This is a genomic window from Xenorhabdus entomophaga (genome assembly GCF_037996725.1).
GTDB classification, from domain to species: Bacteria; Pseudomonadota; Gammaproteobacteria; order Enterobacterales; family Enterobacteriaceae; genus Xenorhabdus; species Xenorhabdus khoisanae.
Genome location: NZ_JBBMXH010000100.1, coordinates 1 through 16,379, shown reverse-complemented (window position 1 = coordinate 16,379; position 16,379 = coordinate 1). Strand labels below are relative to the sequence as shown.

15 protein-coding genes are annotated in these 16,379 nt (G+C 44.5%); 9 read left to right on the top strand and 6 right to left on the bottom strand.

Annotation, left to right across the window (positions count from 1 at the left end; all coding sequences use genetic code 11):
• Positions 1-451 (top strand): phage tail fiber protein (locus tag AAC854_RS17755; RefSeq protein ID WP_479715127.1); only part of this gene is annotated, 451 nt, incomplete at its 5' end.
• A gap of 100 nt (positions 452-551) precedes the next feature.
• Here AAC854_RS17755 and AAC854_RS17750 read toward each other — a convergent pair.
• Positions 552-938, bottom strand: a complete 387-nt coding sequence (locus AAC854_RS17750) for a LecA/PA-IL family lectin (protein ID WP_340618291.1) — start codon at positions 936-938, stop codon at positions 552-554.
• 437 nt (positions 939-1,375) lie between these two features.
• Here AAC854_RS17750 and AAC854_RS17745 point away from each other — a divergent pair, with 437 nt between their 5' ends.
• Positions 1,376-1,645, top strand: coding sequence for a hypothetical protein (locus AAC854_RS17745; protein WP_340618290.1), 270 nt, complete (start codon positions 1,376-1,378; stop codon positions 1,643-1,645).
• Between the two features lie 258 nt (positions 1,646-1,903).
• Here the strand turns inward: AAC854_RS17745 and AAC854_RS17740 are convergent, their stop codons facing one another.
• Positions 1,904-2,995: a tyrosine-type recombinase/integrase gene (locus AAC854_RS17740; protein WP_340618289.1), complete on the bottom strand. Its 1,092-nt coding sequence runs from the start codon at positions 2,993-2,995 to the stop codon at positions 1,904-1,906.
• Positions 2,996-3,083: 88 nt separating this feature from the next.
• Here AAC854_RS17740 and dusA point away from each other — a divergent pair, with 88 nt between their 5' ends.
• On the top strand, positions 3,084-4,121 hold the full coding sequence (dusA, locus tag AAC854_RS17735; RefSeq protein ID WP_340618288.1) for a tRNA dihydrouridine(20/20a) synthase DusA: 1,038 nt from the start codon (positions 3,084-3,086) through the stop codon (positions 4,119-4,121).
• A gap of 24 nt (positions 4,122-4,145) precedes the next feature.
• Here the strand turns inward: dusA and AAC854_RS17730 are convergent, their stop codons facing one another.
• Positions 4,146-5,129 (bottom strand): quinone oxidoreductase, encoded by a 984-nt coding sequence (locus AAC854_RS17730; protein ID WP_340618287.1) that lies wholly within the window; start codon positions 5,127-5,129, stop codon positions 4,146-4,148.
• Between the two features lie 182 nt (positions 5,130-5,311).
• On the opposite strand from AAC854_RS17730, the gene dnaB reads away from it, so the two are divergent.
• The 5 genes from dnaB (at position 5,312) to AAC854_RS17705 (ending at position 11,523) form a co-directional block, all read left to right on the top strand.
• A complete protein-coding gene (gene dnaB / locus AAC854_RS17725) occupies positions 5,312-6,721 on the top strand; it encodes a replicative DNA helicase (RefSeq protein ID WP_340618286.1) in 1,410 nt (469 codons plus the stop codon).
• A 112-nt stretch (positions 6,722-6,833) separates the two neighbouring features.
• Complete coding sequence (gene alr, locus AAC854_RS17720; RefSeq protein ID WP_340618285.1) at positions 6,834-7,913, top strand: alanine racemase; 1,080 nt, start codon at positions 6,834-6,836, stop codon at positions 7,911-7,913.
• A gap of 104 nt (positions 7,914-8,017) precedes the next feature.
• Complete coding sequence (locus AAC854_RS17715) at positions 8,018-9,211, top strand: amino acid aminotransferase (RefSeq protein WP_340618284.1); 1,194 nt, start codon at positions 8,018-8,020, stop codon at positions 9,209-9,211.
• Positions 9,212-9,670: 459 nt separating this feature from the next.
• Complete coding sequence (locus AAC854_RS17710; protein WP_340618283.1) at positions 9,671-10,402, top strand: RNA ligase family protein; 732 nt, start codon at positions 9,671-9,673, stop codon at positions 10,400-10,402.
• Positions 10,399-11,523, top strand: coding sequence for an AAA family ATPase (locus AAC854_RS17705; protein ID WP_340618282.1), 1,125 nt, complete (start codon positions 10,399-10,401; stop codon positions 11,521-11,523). Before AAC854_RS17710 ends, AAC854_RS17705 begins: the two co-directional genes overlap by 4 nt.
• A 94-nt stretch (positions 11,524-11,617) precedes the next feature.
• Here AAC854_RS17705 and AAC854_RS17700 read toward each other — a convergent pair whose 3' ends face one another.
• From AAC854_RS17700 to uvrA, 3 genes are all read right to left on the bottom strand, one after another.
• On the bottom strand, positions 11,618-12,184 hold the full coding sequence (locus tag AAC854_RS17700) for a disulfide bond formation protein B (protein WP_340618281.1): 567 nt from the start codon (positions 12,182-12,184) through the stop codon (positions 11,618-11,620).
• A 13-nt stretch (positions 12,185-12,197) separates the two neighbouring features.
• Positions 12,198-12,356 carry a DUF5993 family protein gene (locus AAC854_RS17695; RefSeq protein WP_340618280.1) on the bottom strand — a complete coding sequence of 53 codons (159 nt, stop codon included), beginning with the start codon at positions 12,354-12,356 and terminating at the stop codon, positions 12,198-12,200.
• A gap of 254 nt (positions 12,357-12,610) precedes the next feature.
• A complete protein-coding gene (gene uvrA / locus AAC854_RS17690) occupies positions 12,611-15,442 on the bottom strand; it encodes an excinuclease ABC subunit UvrA (RefSeq protein ID WP_340618279.1) in 2,832 nt (943 codons plus the stop codon).
• A 250-nt stretch (positions 15,443-15,692) separates the two neighbouring features.
• Between uvrA and ssb1 the strand changes: the two genes are divergently transcribed.
• Positions 15,693-16,211 carry a single-stranded DNA-binding protein SSB1 gene (gene ssb1, locus AAC854_RS17685; protein WP_340618278.1) on the top strand — a complete coding sequence of 173 codons (519 nt, stop codon included), beginning with the start codon at positions 15,693-15,695 and terminating at the stop codon, positions 16,209-16,211.
• Positions 16,212-16,379 lie beyond the last annotated feature (168 nt).

Sequence of the window (16,379 nt, the reverse complement as noted above, 5' to 3'; positions counted from 1 at the left end):
AAAATCCTCCCCCATCATCCAAATCTACCCCGACGGCAAATTTACCACCAACGACGAATCCGAGGGGGCCACGGTCACCAAACTCGGCCTCGGTCATTATCAGATATCCGGCGTACTGGGCTATAACGCCGATGGGGCATGGGGTGTGCATGGTGGTATCTCTTCGCCGAAAAATAACAACGGGCTGGAACTCATCTACCTTGATGACAAGGTACACAAGGACGGCAGCATCACGATTGAGACGTTCCACCGTCAGCATACCCATTTACCCAAGCAGTTCCAGAACAGGCGGATAAAAGAAATCGTGGACGGTGAGAAGGTTTACTATGCCGATGGTGAGCCGTGTGACATTCCCGAAGGTTGTCGCTTAGACGTCCGTGTCCAGATGCCGGTGGATTCGGTGTGGAATGTGGGGCAGGGGAAAGTTGAAAATACCGAGTGTAATAAATGATGGATTTGGAAAAATAAAACAGTGAGGAAATTTTCATTAGCCAAGTGAGAATATTGATATTATCTCACTTGGCGTTGTTTCACTAAAGATATTCAATATTTCAATTAAGTAGCTTTATTTCAACAAGATAATCAGGAGAGTAACGCGATTCTATTTTGACATCAACGTGAAATTCACCTGTGTTATCAGAAAAATCGCCAGGGTAATCGTTAAATAAAAGGACTAATTCACCATTTGCAGGAATTGTCTTGTGGAGCACACCATTGCCAATTTCGTAGGTCTTGCCTCCAATTTTGGCAACCAAACTGTACGCCTTGTTACTGGGTTCGTCAGCAACACCTTGAGGCGCAGTATATGGATTTCCCGGCCCCCCATATTGCACCCACCCTCTAGCAATAATTGATATCACATCTCCCGCTTTTAGAAAAATCCCTGTGCCCTGACCATTTTCAGCAATAGCAGGAACAGTTCCAGACCAATCATACATAGTATTACCTCCAATTATGTTTTTTATAACTTCATGAAGGCGGGTTACTTCTCCGCCAGTGAACATCCATAAAATAGGTTCATTAATACTGGAGAATACGTTTTGACTAAGCTCGGTTTAACGATTAGGTGAGTGGCATGTTTTGTTGGCAGGATGACATAAAATGACAGGCAGGGAATTAATCAAATTTATCAGATGACTGATAAAACTCAGCACAGTAAAAGCGGGATTTCCCGACTTTTAACCCCTTGATTTCCCTAATCTCTGTCTCTGTGCCGGAAATAAGTAAAATCAACGACTTAGCTAAAGGTGGGATTTCCCGACTTTAATTCAGCACGCTTCTGTTTCAAACGGAGGCGTGGATTAACTATAGGGGTTCCTTGAGGTTGAGGAGTTCAATTGTCGAGGTCATTAGCTCAGTGACCTCGAAGAATACCGTGGTCCTCACTTTGGCCTACCCGATAATTTCGGGTTGGTTGAAAGTACGCCTAAGTGGGAATTCCCGCTTTGGCGATAACTCCTTGATTACTCCATTCGTCCTCACTTTGGAAACTGGAAATATTGAGATGCCCCGGGTGGTCAAAATGACGGCCTCGGAAGAATCAAAGGGTTACAGTGATGGCTTGAAAAATAAGCAGACGCCATATTTACAGTCTGGTGATCATTGGTTCCGACGATATTCGTCGTTAGTCACTGAGTTACATTAAGTAACCCTGTGAGTGTAAAGGTATGGTGGAAATCACCATACCCAAGGTGGGATATCACATCTTAATTCATATAGAGGTGCGCACAAAACAGTGACGTAAAAACAGAGGCTTAAGCCGTTTTGTCCAGCCCCTTGCGCACAAGTAACACTCTGAAAAATAAAGAATATATCCTTTTTGTCCAGTTCCTTTATTAGAGGGTTGGATTCAAGTCCCACTCTATCCCATATGTTTAAGGGCAGATTCCCGCCCTGTGGGGAATTATTCTTCTTTCTGCTGCATAAGTTTGTTGAATTTTTCATGCAGTGATTGTGGGTACAGCTCTGTGTACACTTGCCATAATACATTCAGTGAGCGATGTCCTGTTACCTGCGCCACTTCTTCAATTGAGAAGCCAGCTTCAAATAAACGACTGGCTCCTTCTCGGCGTAGATCGTGATAGCGGAGGTCTTCAATGCTTAGAGCGTTACGGACTCTCTGGAATCCTGCTGTTACGCTTTTGGCGTTGTAAGGAAATATTAGTTCACTTGTTTTTGGTTGTCTTTGAACAATATCCCAGGCATTCCCAAGCAAAGGAACGGACATGTGATTCCCCGTTTTCTTTCTGGGATCTTTCCTATCCCTTACAACGACAGATCTTTGTTTTTCGTCTACATCATCCCATCTAATTTTGCAGACCTCTCCTATGCGCATGCAGCTTAAGATTGAGAAATTTAAGATATCTTCATAGGGTATTTTCCCTTCTCTATGATTACTGCGCTTGCGTAACCCAACAATAAGTTTATCGATCTCATCTTGCGCAGGCCTTCGACTACGACGTTGGGACTTTCCTATTAACCCCATTTGAATCAGTAAAGGACGCGCTTCATATGCAGGATTTGATACATAGTCTATGTTATAGATTGGCTTGGCTGTTTTTAATACGGACGTTAAATAGCTGACATCGTGGTTAATGGTTGATGGAGTAATACCAGTAGAATGTCTTTGCTTGCAATACTCGATAACATGGCTAACTGACAACTCTGAAAGTGTTAGTTTCGCTAATTCACTATCTAAGAGCATGTCTAATACATATTTTTTAGTTCTTCCTGCTTTCCCACCCAAGTCTGGGTCATTGATATATTTATACAGCAGATCACCGACTGTTAAATCTTCAATATCACTTTGCGTGGGAACTCCGCTTTGCTCTAGTTCAGCGGATCGTATAGCTCCCCAGGTTTTAGCCTGAGCCATTTTACCAAATGTTTTAGTTTCACGATGGATGTGTTTACCGCTTTCTTTTATTCCCACTGTACAGCGGTATCTAATAGTGCCGTCAGCACGAGGGCGTTTCACTATGTTATAGTAGGCCATTATTTACCTCCCAGACACCAGTACACCATTTGGTGTGGTGTACTGGATGGTGTACCGATAAATTCAAAATAGCCTAAAATGTATTAAAATGCACGAAAATATAAAGATACAAAAACTTATCAAATTCACTGGGATATCAACTGGAAGCGAGAAATTCAAACCTTCCCGCTTTTCCGTTGCCCCCATGTTGGACTGGACTGACCGTCATTGCCGTTATTTCCATCGCTTATTAAGTAAGGAAGCATTGCTGTATACGGAAATGGTGACAACAGGTGCGATTATTCATGGTAAAGGGGATTATCTGGCCTATAACGAGCAAGAACATCCACTGGCATTACAATTGGGTGGCAGTGAACCTCACGCATTGGCGCACTGTGCCAAGATTGCGCAAGAGCGGGGTTACGATGAAATCAATTTAAATGTTGGTTGCCCCTCTGATCGTGTGCAGAATGGTCGTTTTGGAGCATGCCTGATGGGAGAAGCCACGCTGGTGGCCGATTGTGTCAAGGCGATGCAGGATGTGGTGGATATTCCTGTTACGGTTAAAACCCGCATCGGAATTGATGAACAGGATAGTTACGAGTTTTTGTGCGATTTTATCGATACTGTCATGATAAATAGCGATTGCGACAATTTTGTGATCCATGCGCGCAAGGCGTGGTTGTCTGGATTGAGTCCAAAAGAAAACCGTGAAATTCCGCCTCTGGATTATCCACGAGTTTATCAATTGAAGAAAGATTTCCCACAACTGACTCTTTCCATTAATGGCGGCATTAAATCATTGGAAGAAGCGAAGCAGCATTTGCAGCATGTGGATGGCGTGATGATTGGGCGGGAAGCCTACCAAAATCCATCTATTCTGGCGAATGTGGATCGTGAATTGTTTGATCAAACAGCCCCCGTAGCGAATACGATAGATGCGGTTAAGGCGCTTTATCCTTATATCGAACAGGAATTGTCAAAAGGAGCCTATTTAGGGCATATCACCCGCCATATTTTAGGGATTTTTCAGGGCATTCCCGGTGCACGCCAATGGCGGCGACACTTGAGCGAAAATGCCCATAAATCAGGGGCTGATATTATGGTTGTTGAAAAAGCACTGGAAATGGTGACAGAGCGGATGTGATCCGCTCTGATATTTTGTTTGAAATTATGGGATCAACAAGCTGGAACCGTGGGTGGCACGGCTTTCCAGCATCTGGTGTGCCCTTACGGCTTCGCTCAGTGGAAATTGCTGCTTTTCCGGTACATCCACATTGATTTTGCCGCTGGCAATAAGATCAAACAGCGTCTTGCTGGCCTCTGCCAATTCTTCACGAGTCGTGATATAGCCATTAAGAGAAGGGCGGGTAAGAAACAGTGAACCTTTCTGATTGAGGATCCCCAAATTCACGCCTGTCACTGGCCCTGAAGCATTACCGAAGCTGACCATCAAACCTTGCCGTTTCAGGCAATCCAATGAATCCAGCCATGTCTCTTTGCCGACAGAGTCATATACTACGCCAACCTTTTCCCCGCCAGTGATGTCCAAGACACGTTCCATAATATTCTCGCGATGATAGTTGATTGTCTGCCATGCCCCAGCCGCTTTGGCAAGCGAGGCTTTTTCGTCTGAACCCACTGTTCCAATCAATTTTGCGCCCAGTGCTTTTGCCCATTGGCAGGCAATTAAACCCACACCGCCGGCTGCGGCATGAAACAGAAATGTTTCTCCCGCCTGGATTTTATGAGTCAGATTGAACAGATAGTAAACGGTTAAACCTTTTAAAAAAGATGCAGCAGCTTGTTCAAATGAAATCTCATCCGGTAACAGCGCTAATTTGCTTTCGGGCACATTGTGTACTTCACTGTAAGCACCAGCGTCAGATAGGGCATAAACAACACGATCACCAATTTTAATGGATGTCACATTTGAACCTACTTTAGTGACAATACCTGCGGCTTCGGTTCCCAGCCCGCAGGGCAAACTGGCTGGCGGATATAGCCCGCTACGCACATAGGTGTCAATGTAGTTAATCCCGATGGCTTTATTTTCGACTTGAACTTCATCAGATGCAGGGTCAACAGGCGTAAATTCACAATATCGGAGTACTTCTGGGCCGCCAGTGGCGGAATATTCGATGTGTTTTGCCATGGTAACTCTCTCATTATGTTAGAAATATTGGGAACAGCCTCGCACGTTTGCAATGAAACTGCTGCAAACAGCGTAAATGTATCTGAAATCATTGCAGACTATATATAATTACTCAAGGCTGTTTTCATGGCGTATACTGATGCGCTATTTCTTTTTTTGTTTAGTGGATTGACGCGGTATACATGGCTGGAAAAAAACCAACTAACAACAGTATGGCTGAACCAAAAGATCGCCAAGTGGAAGGGCTGAAACTTCCACCACACTCTTTGGAAGCAGAGCAATCCGTGTTGGGCGGTTTGATGCTGGATAATGAACGTTGGGATAATGTTTCTGAGCGGGTTACCAGCAATGACTTTTTCAGCCGACCACACAGGCGTATTTTTTCTGAAATGCAGCGTTTACTCGAAACGGGTAAACCTATCGACCTGATTACGTTATCGGAATCTCTTGAACAGAATGGCGAGCTCGATAAGGTAGGCGGGTTCGCCTATCTGGCAGAGTTGTCAAAAAATACCCCAAGTGCTGCAAACATCAACGCTTATGCTGATATTGTCCGCGAACGTGCGGTAGTGCGCGATATGATCGCGGTGGCAAATGAAATTGCAGATGCGGGTTACGATCCGCAGGGGCGGACTAGCGAAGAGCTCTTGGATCTGGCTGAATCAAGGGTATTCCAGATTGCAGAAAACCGGGCAAATAAAGATGAAGGCCCGAAAGGTATTGAACAGATCCTTGAAGAAACTGTTGAGCGAATTGAACAACTCTATCAGCGTCCGCATGATGGTGTGACAGGCGTCTCTACAGGCTATCAGGATCTGGATAAAAAGACGGCCGGTTTGCAAAAATCAGATCTGATTATTGTGGCAGCGCGTCCTTCAATGGGTAAAACCACCTTTGCGATGAACCTGTGTGAAAACGCAGCGATGATGCAGGATAAGCCAGTCCTGATCTTCAGCCTTGAGATGCCCGGTAATCAGATCATGATGCGTATGCTGGCATCCCTTTCTCGCGTGGATCAAACGCGCATTCGTACCGGTCAACTTGATGATGAAGATTGGGCACGGATTTCCAGTACCATGGGGATTTTGCTGGAAAAACGTAATATGTATATCGATGACTCATCCGGTTTGACGCCGACAGACGTGCGTTCCCGTGCGCGACGGATTTTCCGTGAGCATGGCGGGCTTAGTTTGATTATGATCGACTACCTGCAATTGATGCGAGTCCCTTCTTTATCTGATAACCGGACACTGGAAATTGCGGAAATATCACGCTCATTGAAAGCATTGGCAAAAGAACTTCAAGTGCCGGTTGTTGCGCTTTCCCAGCTTAACCGTAGTTTGGAACAGCGAGCTGATAAACGTCCGGTTAACTCCGACCTGCGTGAATCAGGCTCTATCGAACAGGATGCTGACTTGATCATGTTTATCTATCGTGACGAGGTTTATCACGACAACAGTGAACTGAAAGGCGTGGCAGAAATCATCCTTGGTAAACAGCGTAACGGCCCGATAGGGACGGTAAGGCTGACGTTTAATGGCCAATGGTCACGGTTCGATAACTATGCAGGGCCAAGCTATAGCGACGAATAATTCTGGTGCCTATCGTTCATATTCAAATGACCTGAAATAAGCAGCGTCCAAAATAATGGGGATAGGCTTTTAATTACCACTCTTGATCGGAAAATCATAAAAAGGGGACGAAATGAAAGCGGCAACTGCTGTTATCGACCGCCGCGCTCTGCGACATAATCTGCAACAGGTTAGAGTACAAGCTCCTGACAGTAAACTGATTGCAGTTGTGAAAGCAAACGCCTATGGACATGGTTTATTAGAAACTGCGTACACAATGGAAGACGCTGATTGTTTCGGCGTTGCCCGGATTGGGGAAGCTCTCGCTCTGCGTAGTGGCGGGATCGTCAAGCCGATTTTGCTATTGGAGGGTTTTTTTGAGGCGGCAGATTTGCCCGTTCTGGTCGTCAACCACATTGAAACTATAGTCCACAGCATTGAGCAGCTCGAAGCGTTAGAGCAGGCGGATTTGCCCCATCCGATTAAAGTGTGGATGAAACTGGATACAGGCATGCACCGTCTGGGCATCAGGATTGATGAAGCAGAAGAATTTTATCAACGCCTGAGCCGTTGCCATAACGTCGAACAACCCGTGAATATCATCAGTCATTTCAGCCGTGCAGATGAACCTACCGTAGAAACTACCCAACATCAAATTGATTGCTTTATGGCATTTATTGCGGATAAATCTGGTGAAAAATCCATAGCCGCATCAGGTGGAATTTTATTGTGGCCACAAGCCCACTTGGATTGGGTTCGCCCTGGTATCATGATGTACGGAGCTTCTCCGATAGAGGGTAAAACAGCCGCTGATTTTAACTTAATTCCAGCAATGACACTAAAATCCAACTTGATTGCCGTGCGTAAACATAAAGCGGGTGAATCAGTGGGATATGGTGGTACATGGAATAGTGAGCGCGATACTTATCTTGGTGTCGTGGCGATGGGATATGGTGATGGTTATCCCCGTAGCGCACCCGCGGGTACGCCAGTATTTATTAATGGCCGGGAAGTACCACTTGTTGGGCGTGTTTCCATGGATATGATTACCGTGGATTTAGGGCCAGAGTGTCAGGATAAAGTAGGCGATGAAGTTACCCTTTGGGGGAATGCCCTGTTAGTTGAAAAAATAGCCCAACATTCAGGGATTAGCGCTTATGAGTTGATTACGAAACTGACTTCACGTGTTGCGATGGAATATCTAGACGAATAATTCGGTAAGTTATATTGTCTGTCAGTACATTTTCTTATATATACCCACGGTATTTTAAGATGTAGCGCGACAGCGGGTATATTCAATAACAGGGGGTATGAAAAGTGTTCCAGAATGTTGATGCGTATGCAGGCGATCCTATCCTGTCGTTGATGGAAAAATTTAATAGCGATCCCCGTGCAGAAAAAATTAATTTGAGCATTGGGCTTTACTACGATGAACAAGGCGTAACCCCACAATTGCAGGCTGTTGCCGCTGCTGAAGAGCAAATGTGTGCTCTGCCATCATCTGCTTCTCTTTATCTCCCAATGGAAGGATTACTTGCCTATCGTGCGGCAATTCAGGAATTGTTGTTCGGTAAAGATCACCCCTTATTAAATCAGAAACGTGTCGCGACCATTCAAACCGTGGGTGGTTCAGGCGCATTAAAAGTGGGGGCTGATTTTTTACACCGTTATTTCCCTGATTCTGAAGTGTGGTGTAGTGATCCAACATGGGAAAACCATGCCGCTATTTTTGCGGGTGCAGGGATCAAAGTGAATTATTACCCCTATTTTGATGATAAAACTAAAGGGGTAAAATTTGACGAAATGTTGGCAACATTTAAACAACTGCCGGCAAAAAGCATTATTTTGCTGCATCCTTGCTGTCATAATCCAACGGGTTCTGATTTAAACAATGATCAATGGGATCAGGTAGTGCAAGTTGCCAAAGAGAAGGGGTTGATTCCTTTCCTCGATATCGCTTATCAGGGATTTGCAGATGGTATGGAAGAAGATGCTTATGCAATCCGGGCAATGGCAAATGCCGAATTACCTTGTTTGGTCAGCAATTCATTCTCAAAAATATTTTCGTTGTATGGTGAGCGTGTTGGTGGCCTGTCCGTTATTGGTGAAGATACAAAAGTAACTGAACATATCTTGGGTCAATTAAAAGCGAGTGTGCGACGCATTTACTCCAGCCCGCCAAATTTTGGTGCTCAGGTTGTAGCAAGAGTATTAAGTACCCCTGAATTAAAAACGCAGTGGCTGGAAGAAGTTGAACAGATGCGCTTGCGTATTCGGGAAATGCGGATAGTGTTGGTCGACGCATTGAAAAAATCCCTGCCAGAGAAAGATTTTGATCACTTGCTGAAACAACGCGGTATGTTCAGTTATACCGGATTCAGCCAGGAACAGGTCGATCGACTGCGTGAAGAGTTTGGTGTCTATCTGGTCGGTTCTGGTCGTGTTTGCATGGCGGGTGTGAATCATCATAATGTACAGCGCATCGCAGAGGCGTTTGCTGCGGTGAGTTAGTCATTTGCTCGTCTGTAAGATTTATAAATTTCCCTTGTTCTAATAATGGGCAGGGGAAATTTCACCAAGTACGCGAATCAAGCAGGTATTATTTGTAGAAGGTAAAGAATATCCCGCATAACGATAGAAAATGAGTTTCTATATTACAGATATCTCTGTTATAGCCCAAAATAGAAGATTTTTATTGGTTATTTTTGCCTGAAGTTTGTTCTCCATGTCAATTAATGATGGTTTACTATATAGTGATCAACTGAATTTTTAACACTTCCCTTTCACCTTAATACCTAATCCACTTGAATATTTAACTTAATCTTTTAAAGCCAAAAGATTAACTGAATGGAATTAAAGAAAATGTAATACTCACTCTTGAGCTCTTTCATCAGTTATTAGGATGAACATTAACCCGTAAAGACGCAATTGCGTTTTTATTGCGATAATTATTAAAAGAGTCAAAGCATTATGGATATGCAATCAAGAAAGTATGGTAGAACGTTCCATTACCCGTTCTCGCCAGGCACGACCAGTGACGATCGCATCAATCATCATTGGTGGCAGGATATACAAAACATTAAGCAGCTTGTTCACACGGAAAAGTTGGACGGTGAAAATAATTGCCTGAATAAATATGGTGTATTTGCCCGTTCGCATGCCGCACCAACGCAATCGGCATGGACTCAACAAATTCGTCAGCGTTGGCAATTATTGAAAGGTGACTTAGGTGATATTGAGATCTTTGGTGAAAACCTTTATGCCATTCACTCCATTGAATACCGCCATCTTGAAGAATACTTCTTCATATTTGCCGTTCGTATTAAAGATATCTGGCTCAGTTGGGAAGAAGTGAAATTTTATGCAACATTATTTGATTTTCCGACTGTGCCTGAAATAAACATTCCTGAAATAAGGAATGAATCGGCATTTATGCAAAACATTATTGAAACAGCAAAGCAGGGAAGTTGTTTTTCTTCATGGGATACACAGAATAAAAAGCTATGTTCAATGGAAGGTATTGTTAGCCGCGATGCTGATGAATATTTGGTTACTGATTTTCCACATTATGTCTTTAAATATGTACGAAAAAATCATGTCAAGACAGGCACCCATTGGAAGAGGAACTGGCAAAGAGCACCTCTATATTTTGAATATCTTTCTAATTCGAATAAATGCAGTACGGAAGGAGAGAAGAAATGAGTTGGTTATTCAGCCACAATAAATCGTGGGATTCCTTATCCTCTGCTTTCTCTTTTATCGCTGATATGGATGGGGTTCAACAAGATCCCATCCATCATGCGGAAGGTGATGTTGCGATCCATACCCAAATGGTATTGGCTACATTGGAACAATTGCCGGAATATTCCTTACTGACGTTGGAAGAACAGGAAATTCTCTGGACGGCAGCGCTGTTACATGATGTAGAAAAACGCAGCACTACGCGGTTGGATTGGAATGGACGCATTATTTCTCCGGGGCATGCCCGTAAAGGGGAGCTGTCGACCAGACAAATTTTGTTTCAGAAAATATCTACACCATTTGTAATACGGGAACAAATTGCCGCGCTCGTGCGTTTTCATGGGTTGCCCTTGTGGTTAATGGAAAAGCCCAACCCACAAAAGGCATTATTGGCAGCTTCATTGCGTGTTGATACTCATTTGCTGACTTTATTGGCAAAAGCGGATGTATTGGGGCGCATATGTCACGATTCGCAAGAGTTACTCGGGCGTATTGAACTGTTTGAACTTTATTGCCGTGAGCAAGGTTGCTGGCGTAAGCCCCGGGCATTTTCTTCTGGTGAAGCACGATTCCATTACTTTTCCACTGACAGCGAACAGCCAGACTATCAACCTTATGATGACTACGGTAGCCAAGTGACATTGTTGTGCGGATTGCCGGGTATGGGCAAAGACCACTTTATCCAGCAGTATGGTAAAGGGATATCAGTGCTCAGTCTGGATGCGATTCGTCGTGCGCATCAAATTAATCCGGAAGATAAAAATGCCAATGGTTGGGTCGTACAGCAAGCGAAACAGCAGGCCAGAGAAAAGCTACGCAGCAGGCAAGATTTTATCTGGAATGCGACTAACTTGACGGGACAAATGCGTCAGCAATTGATCAAGTTGTTTGTGAGTTATAACGCTAGAGTGCGGATTGTTTATATTGAGCAAGATTACAAGCGCTGGCGTCAGCAGAACAGTAATCGCCAATATGCGGTACCGGATAAGGTGATGGATCGGATGCTTGATAAACTGGAGGTTCCTGTGCCTGAAGAAGCACATGAAGTCTGCTATTTTATCGATTCTGTGATGTTGAGCTGATAACCTCGGAAAGTATTTCTGAGAGTTGTGACGAAATTAGAAGGCTGCTGGAATACCGCAGCCTTACTATTTTTATGGCCTTAATATGAAAGGATTATTTTTGCAGTAATTGATAGAACGTTGGGTTGTCATCACATTGTCCGCCGCCACATTCCAATATGGTAGAAACCAGATTAGCCGCGATCAACAAGGCGAACAAACCCATGGCAATTTTGCCTAATGTTGGTGGGGTGTATCTTGCCGTATCAGTATTGCCGGATTTCAGAGGCATGATAACTGCAATAGCAATAATGGTCAGGATAGATAGGATTGCAGCCCAGGTATAAAAATGTAATCCGAAGAATGTTGAACCATATCCCGTATCACCCGGAAAGATATGAAGGGAGACCTGACGCATGGCAACGAACCCAGTCACAATACAGCCAAGTATTGAAAGGCTGTAATGACCGTTTTTTATGCCAAAATAAATATTAAATAAAAACCCGAAACCAATCATGATGATGCCCGCGCGTTGCAATAAGCATAATGGGCAAGGGAGTTCAAAACGTGCTAATTGGTAATAAAACGCGACTATTAAAACTACACTGATACCGAATAGACCAAGGATATTCAAAGCCATCGCTAGGTTAATATTACGTGGTGCTGACATTGTATTATTCATTGTGGCCTCCGATTCAGAAAGAAAGATTCAATGCATCAGTGGCATGATATTTAAACCAAAATATCGTGATGATGAATAAAGCGAACCAAAGTGCATACGTCAGCTTTTTTTTGCCTGTCATGACGGTGGCAATGATAACCAGTGCGACTAAGAACGGTAAAAACATATACATGTTTGATCTCCATTATGAATTTAAAGCATATGTTATGCCATTATGGCATTAATACATGAAAGGTGTGATTAGTAATAATATTAGATCAACAATACGATACTGATTTACGAAAAGTTATTTCGTACGGATTGGCTACAAAAAAAATCTTTTTTTGCGCTTGCGGGGGTTTTATTGGTTAACAATTTGGTTAAAAGCAGATAAAAACTCCCCACGGCGTGGGGAGGATAGTAAATTATTTTAATTGAGGAAGTAAACTAATCACGTTCAAGTATTGGCTTTAAAAAACGAGCAGTGTGAGATTTCTGACACTTAGCAACTTCTTCTGGTGTTCCCGATACCAGTATTTCACCACCCCCGCTACCGCCTTCAGGGCCAAGATCGACAATCCAGTCAGCGGTTTTGATTACATCCAGATTGTGCTCAATGACGACGATGGTGTTTCCCTGATCCCGCAATTGATGCAGAACAGACAGTAACTGTTGAATATCTGCGAAATGCAAACCAGTTGTTGGCTCATCAAGGATATACAGCGTTTGGCCTGTACCTCTTTTAGATAATTCCCGAGCCAGTTTTACCCGTTGGGCTTCCCCGCCAGAAAGTGTTGTTGCGGATTGCCCCAGACGAATATAGGAAAGACCGACATCTATCAAGGTTTGCAGTTTACGGGCAAGTGCTGGAACCGCATCGAAAAACTCCCGGGCCTCTTCAATCGTCATATTCAGCACTTCATTAATATTCTTGCCCTTATATTTGACTTCCAGCGTTTCACGGTTGTAACGCTTGCCCTTACATTGATCGCAAGGCACATAAACATCAGGTAAGAAGTGCATCTCAACCTTGATTACGCCATCGCCCTGACAGGCCTCACAGCGTCCGCCCTTGACGTTGAAACTGAAACGTCCCGGAGTATAACCACGAGTACGGGATTCAGGAACGCCGGCAAATAACTCCCTTACCGGTGTAAATACACCAGTATAAGTAGCAGGGTTTGAACGAGGGGTTCTGCCGATCGGACTTTGGTCGATATCGATCACCTTGTCAAAATGCTCAAGCCCTTGAATATCGATATAAGGCGCCGGGATAATGTTTGTTGCTCCGTTTAACTGACGCTGTGCGATAGGGAACAACGTATCGTTGATCAGCGTCGATTTACCTGAACCAGAAACACCCGTGATACAGGTAAACAGGCCAACAGGCAATTTTAATGTCACTTTTTTCAGGTTATTGCCTTTTGCACCAATCAGTTTCAACATTTTGTCTGGGTCGGCTGGTACACGCTGGTCAGGGATCGCAATCTGGCGTTCGCCGCTCAGGAATTTTCCTGTAAGGGATTCCTTGCTTTCCATAATATCGGTGATCGTTCCTTCGGCAACGATCTCGCCGCCATGTACACCCGCACCAGGCCCGATATCAATAATATGGTCAGCCGCACGGATGGCGTCTTCATCGTGTTCGACCACGATAACGGTATTACCCAGATTGCGCAGATGCAGCAAAGTTTCCAGCAAACGCTCATTATCCCGTTGGTGCAGACCAATGGAAGGCTCATCCAGCACATACATCACACCGACAAGGCCGGCACCAATTTGGCTGGCTAAACGGATACGTTGGGCTTCGCCGCCCGAAAGGGTTTCTGCTGATCGGGAAAGCGTCAGATAATTCAGCCCGACATTGACCAAAAATTTCAGGCGATCATGGATCTCTTTCAGGACTTTTTCAGCAATTTTCGCACGTTGTCCACTCAGTTTGATATTTTGGAAAAACTCCATCGCATGACCGATGCTGAAATCTGAAATCTGCGGCAGAGTAGTATTTTCGATAAAGACAAAACGTGCTTCTTTGCGCAATCGGGTTCCTGCGCAGGAAATGCAAGAACGGTTGCTGATATATTTTGCCAATTCTTCCCGTACTGCGCTGGATTCAGTCTCTTTATAGCGGCGTTCCATATTATGCAGAACACCTTCGAAGGGATGATTACGAACGGTTACATCGCCACGATCATTGGTGTATTTAAATTCAATCGATTCTTTGTCTGAACCGTATAAAACCACTTTCCGAATGTCTGGGCTTAACTGATTGAATGGAGCTTCAATATCGAATTTATAGTGTTCTGCCAGTGACCTCAGCATTTGGAAGTAATAGAAATTACGGCGATCCCAACCACGAATAGCGCCCCCTGCAAGGGAAATATCTTCATTCTGAACAACACGGTCAGGATCGAAAAATTGCTGAACCCCTAAGCCGTCACACGTTGGGCAAGCCCCGGCGGGATTGTTGAAAGAAAACAGGCGTGGTTCCAGTTCGCTCATGCTATAGCCACAAATTGAACAGGCAAAATTGGCAGAGAAAACCAATTCTTCGGCTTGCCCATCATCCATATCGGCAATCACAGCCGTGCCACCGGAAAGCGCCAACGCAGTTTCGAATGATTCTGCCAGCCGCTGAGCGAGGTCGGCACGTACTTTGAAGCGATCGATAACCACTTCAATAGTATGCTTTTTCTGCAATTCGAGTTTAGGTGGATCAGAAAGATCACACACCTCACCATCAATACGGGCACGGATATAGCCTTGTGCAGAGAGATTATCCAACAGTTTTGTGTGCTCACCTTTGCGTTCTTTGACAACAGGAGCCAGCAACATCAAGCGTTGGCCTTCCGGTAACGCCAGAACATTATCGACCATCTGGCTGATAGTCTGGGCTGCCAGCGTGATATCGTGGTTGGGACAACGTGGCTCACCCACACGTGCAAACAGCAGACGGAGATAATCGTGGATTTCAGTAATCGTCCCGACCGTAGAACGCGGGTTATGGGAAGTAGACTTTTGCTCAATAGAAATGGCGGGGGATAGCCCCTCAATATGGTCGACATCGGGTTTTTCCATCAATGACAAAAACTGGCGTGCATACGCAGAGAGCGATTCAACATAGCGACGCTGACCTTCCGCATACAGGGTATCGAAAGCCAGCGATGACTTGCCAGAGCCTGATAGCCCGGTAATGACTATCAGCTTGTCACGGGGAATTATCAAATTGATATTTTTGAGATTATGGGTGCGGGCGCCCCGAACTTCGATGTTATCCATATACCATTTCCCAGATTATTGACAGTGCAAAATTTGTAAACGCGTTATTATTGCACAAACATTGCTGAATGGATATACAGTATTTAACGGCAAATCATGCTGAAACCAAGACAATGTAAAGTACGATACGCTTCGCAAAGTATAATATAACGATGCTATGTTTAAACTTAATCCTCGCATGGTAAACTACTTTGTTTATAATTAGAGAAGTTTGTTTTTAGCAAAATTCATTTCATCAGGAGTATTCCCAATGGCCAGCAGAGGCGTAAACAAAGTTATTTTAGTGGGTAATTTGGGGCAGGACCCGGAAGTTCGCTATATGCCGAATGGCGGTGCAGTCGCAAACATTACTCTGGCAACGTCTGAGAGCTGGCGTGACAAGCAAACCGGTGAGATGAGAGAGAAAACCGAATGGCACCGTGTGGTACTTTTCGGCAAACTGGCAGAAGTGGCGGGTGAATATCTGCGTAAAGGTTCTCAGGTTTATATCGAAGGTTCTTTGCAGACTCGTAAATGGCAGGATCAGAGCGGCCAAGACCGTTACACCACTGAAATCGTGGTAAACGTTGGCGGCACCATGCAGATGCTGGGCGGCCGTGGCAGTGCAGGGCAAGAAGCACCTATGCAACAAAGCGGCGCTTGGGGACAACCACAGCAGCCACAAGCATCTCAGCAATTCAGCGGCGGCGCGCCATCTCGTCCGGCACAGTCTCCTGCGCCACAGAGCAATGAGCCACCAATGGATTTCGATGATGATATTCCATTCTAAGGAAGATTTTAGAACAATACATAATATGTAAGAAGAGGCTCCTTGAATTAAGGAGCTTTTTTTGTATATAGAAAACCCCCAGCTTGGCTGGGGGTTCCGTAGAGCTTACAGCTATAAGTCTGCTATAAAAACCCCTTTTGATTTGTTAAAACACCTTGCGGTCTGGCA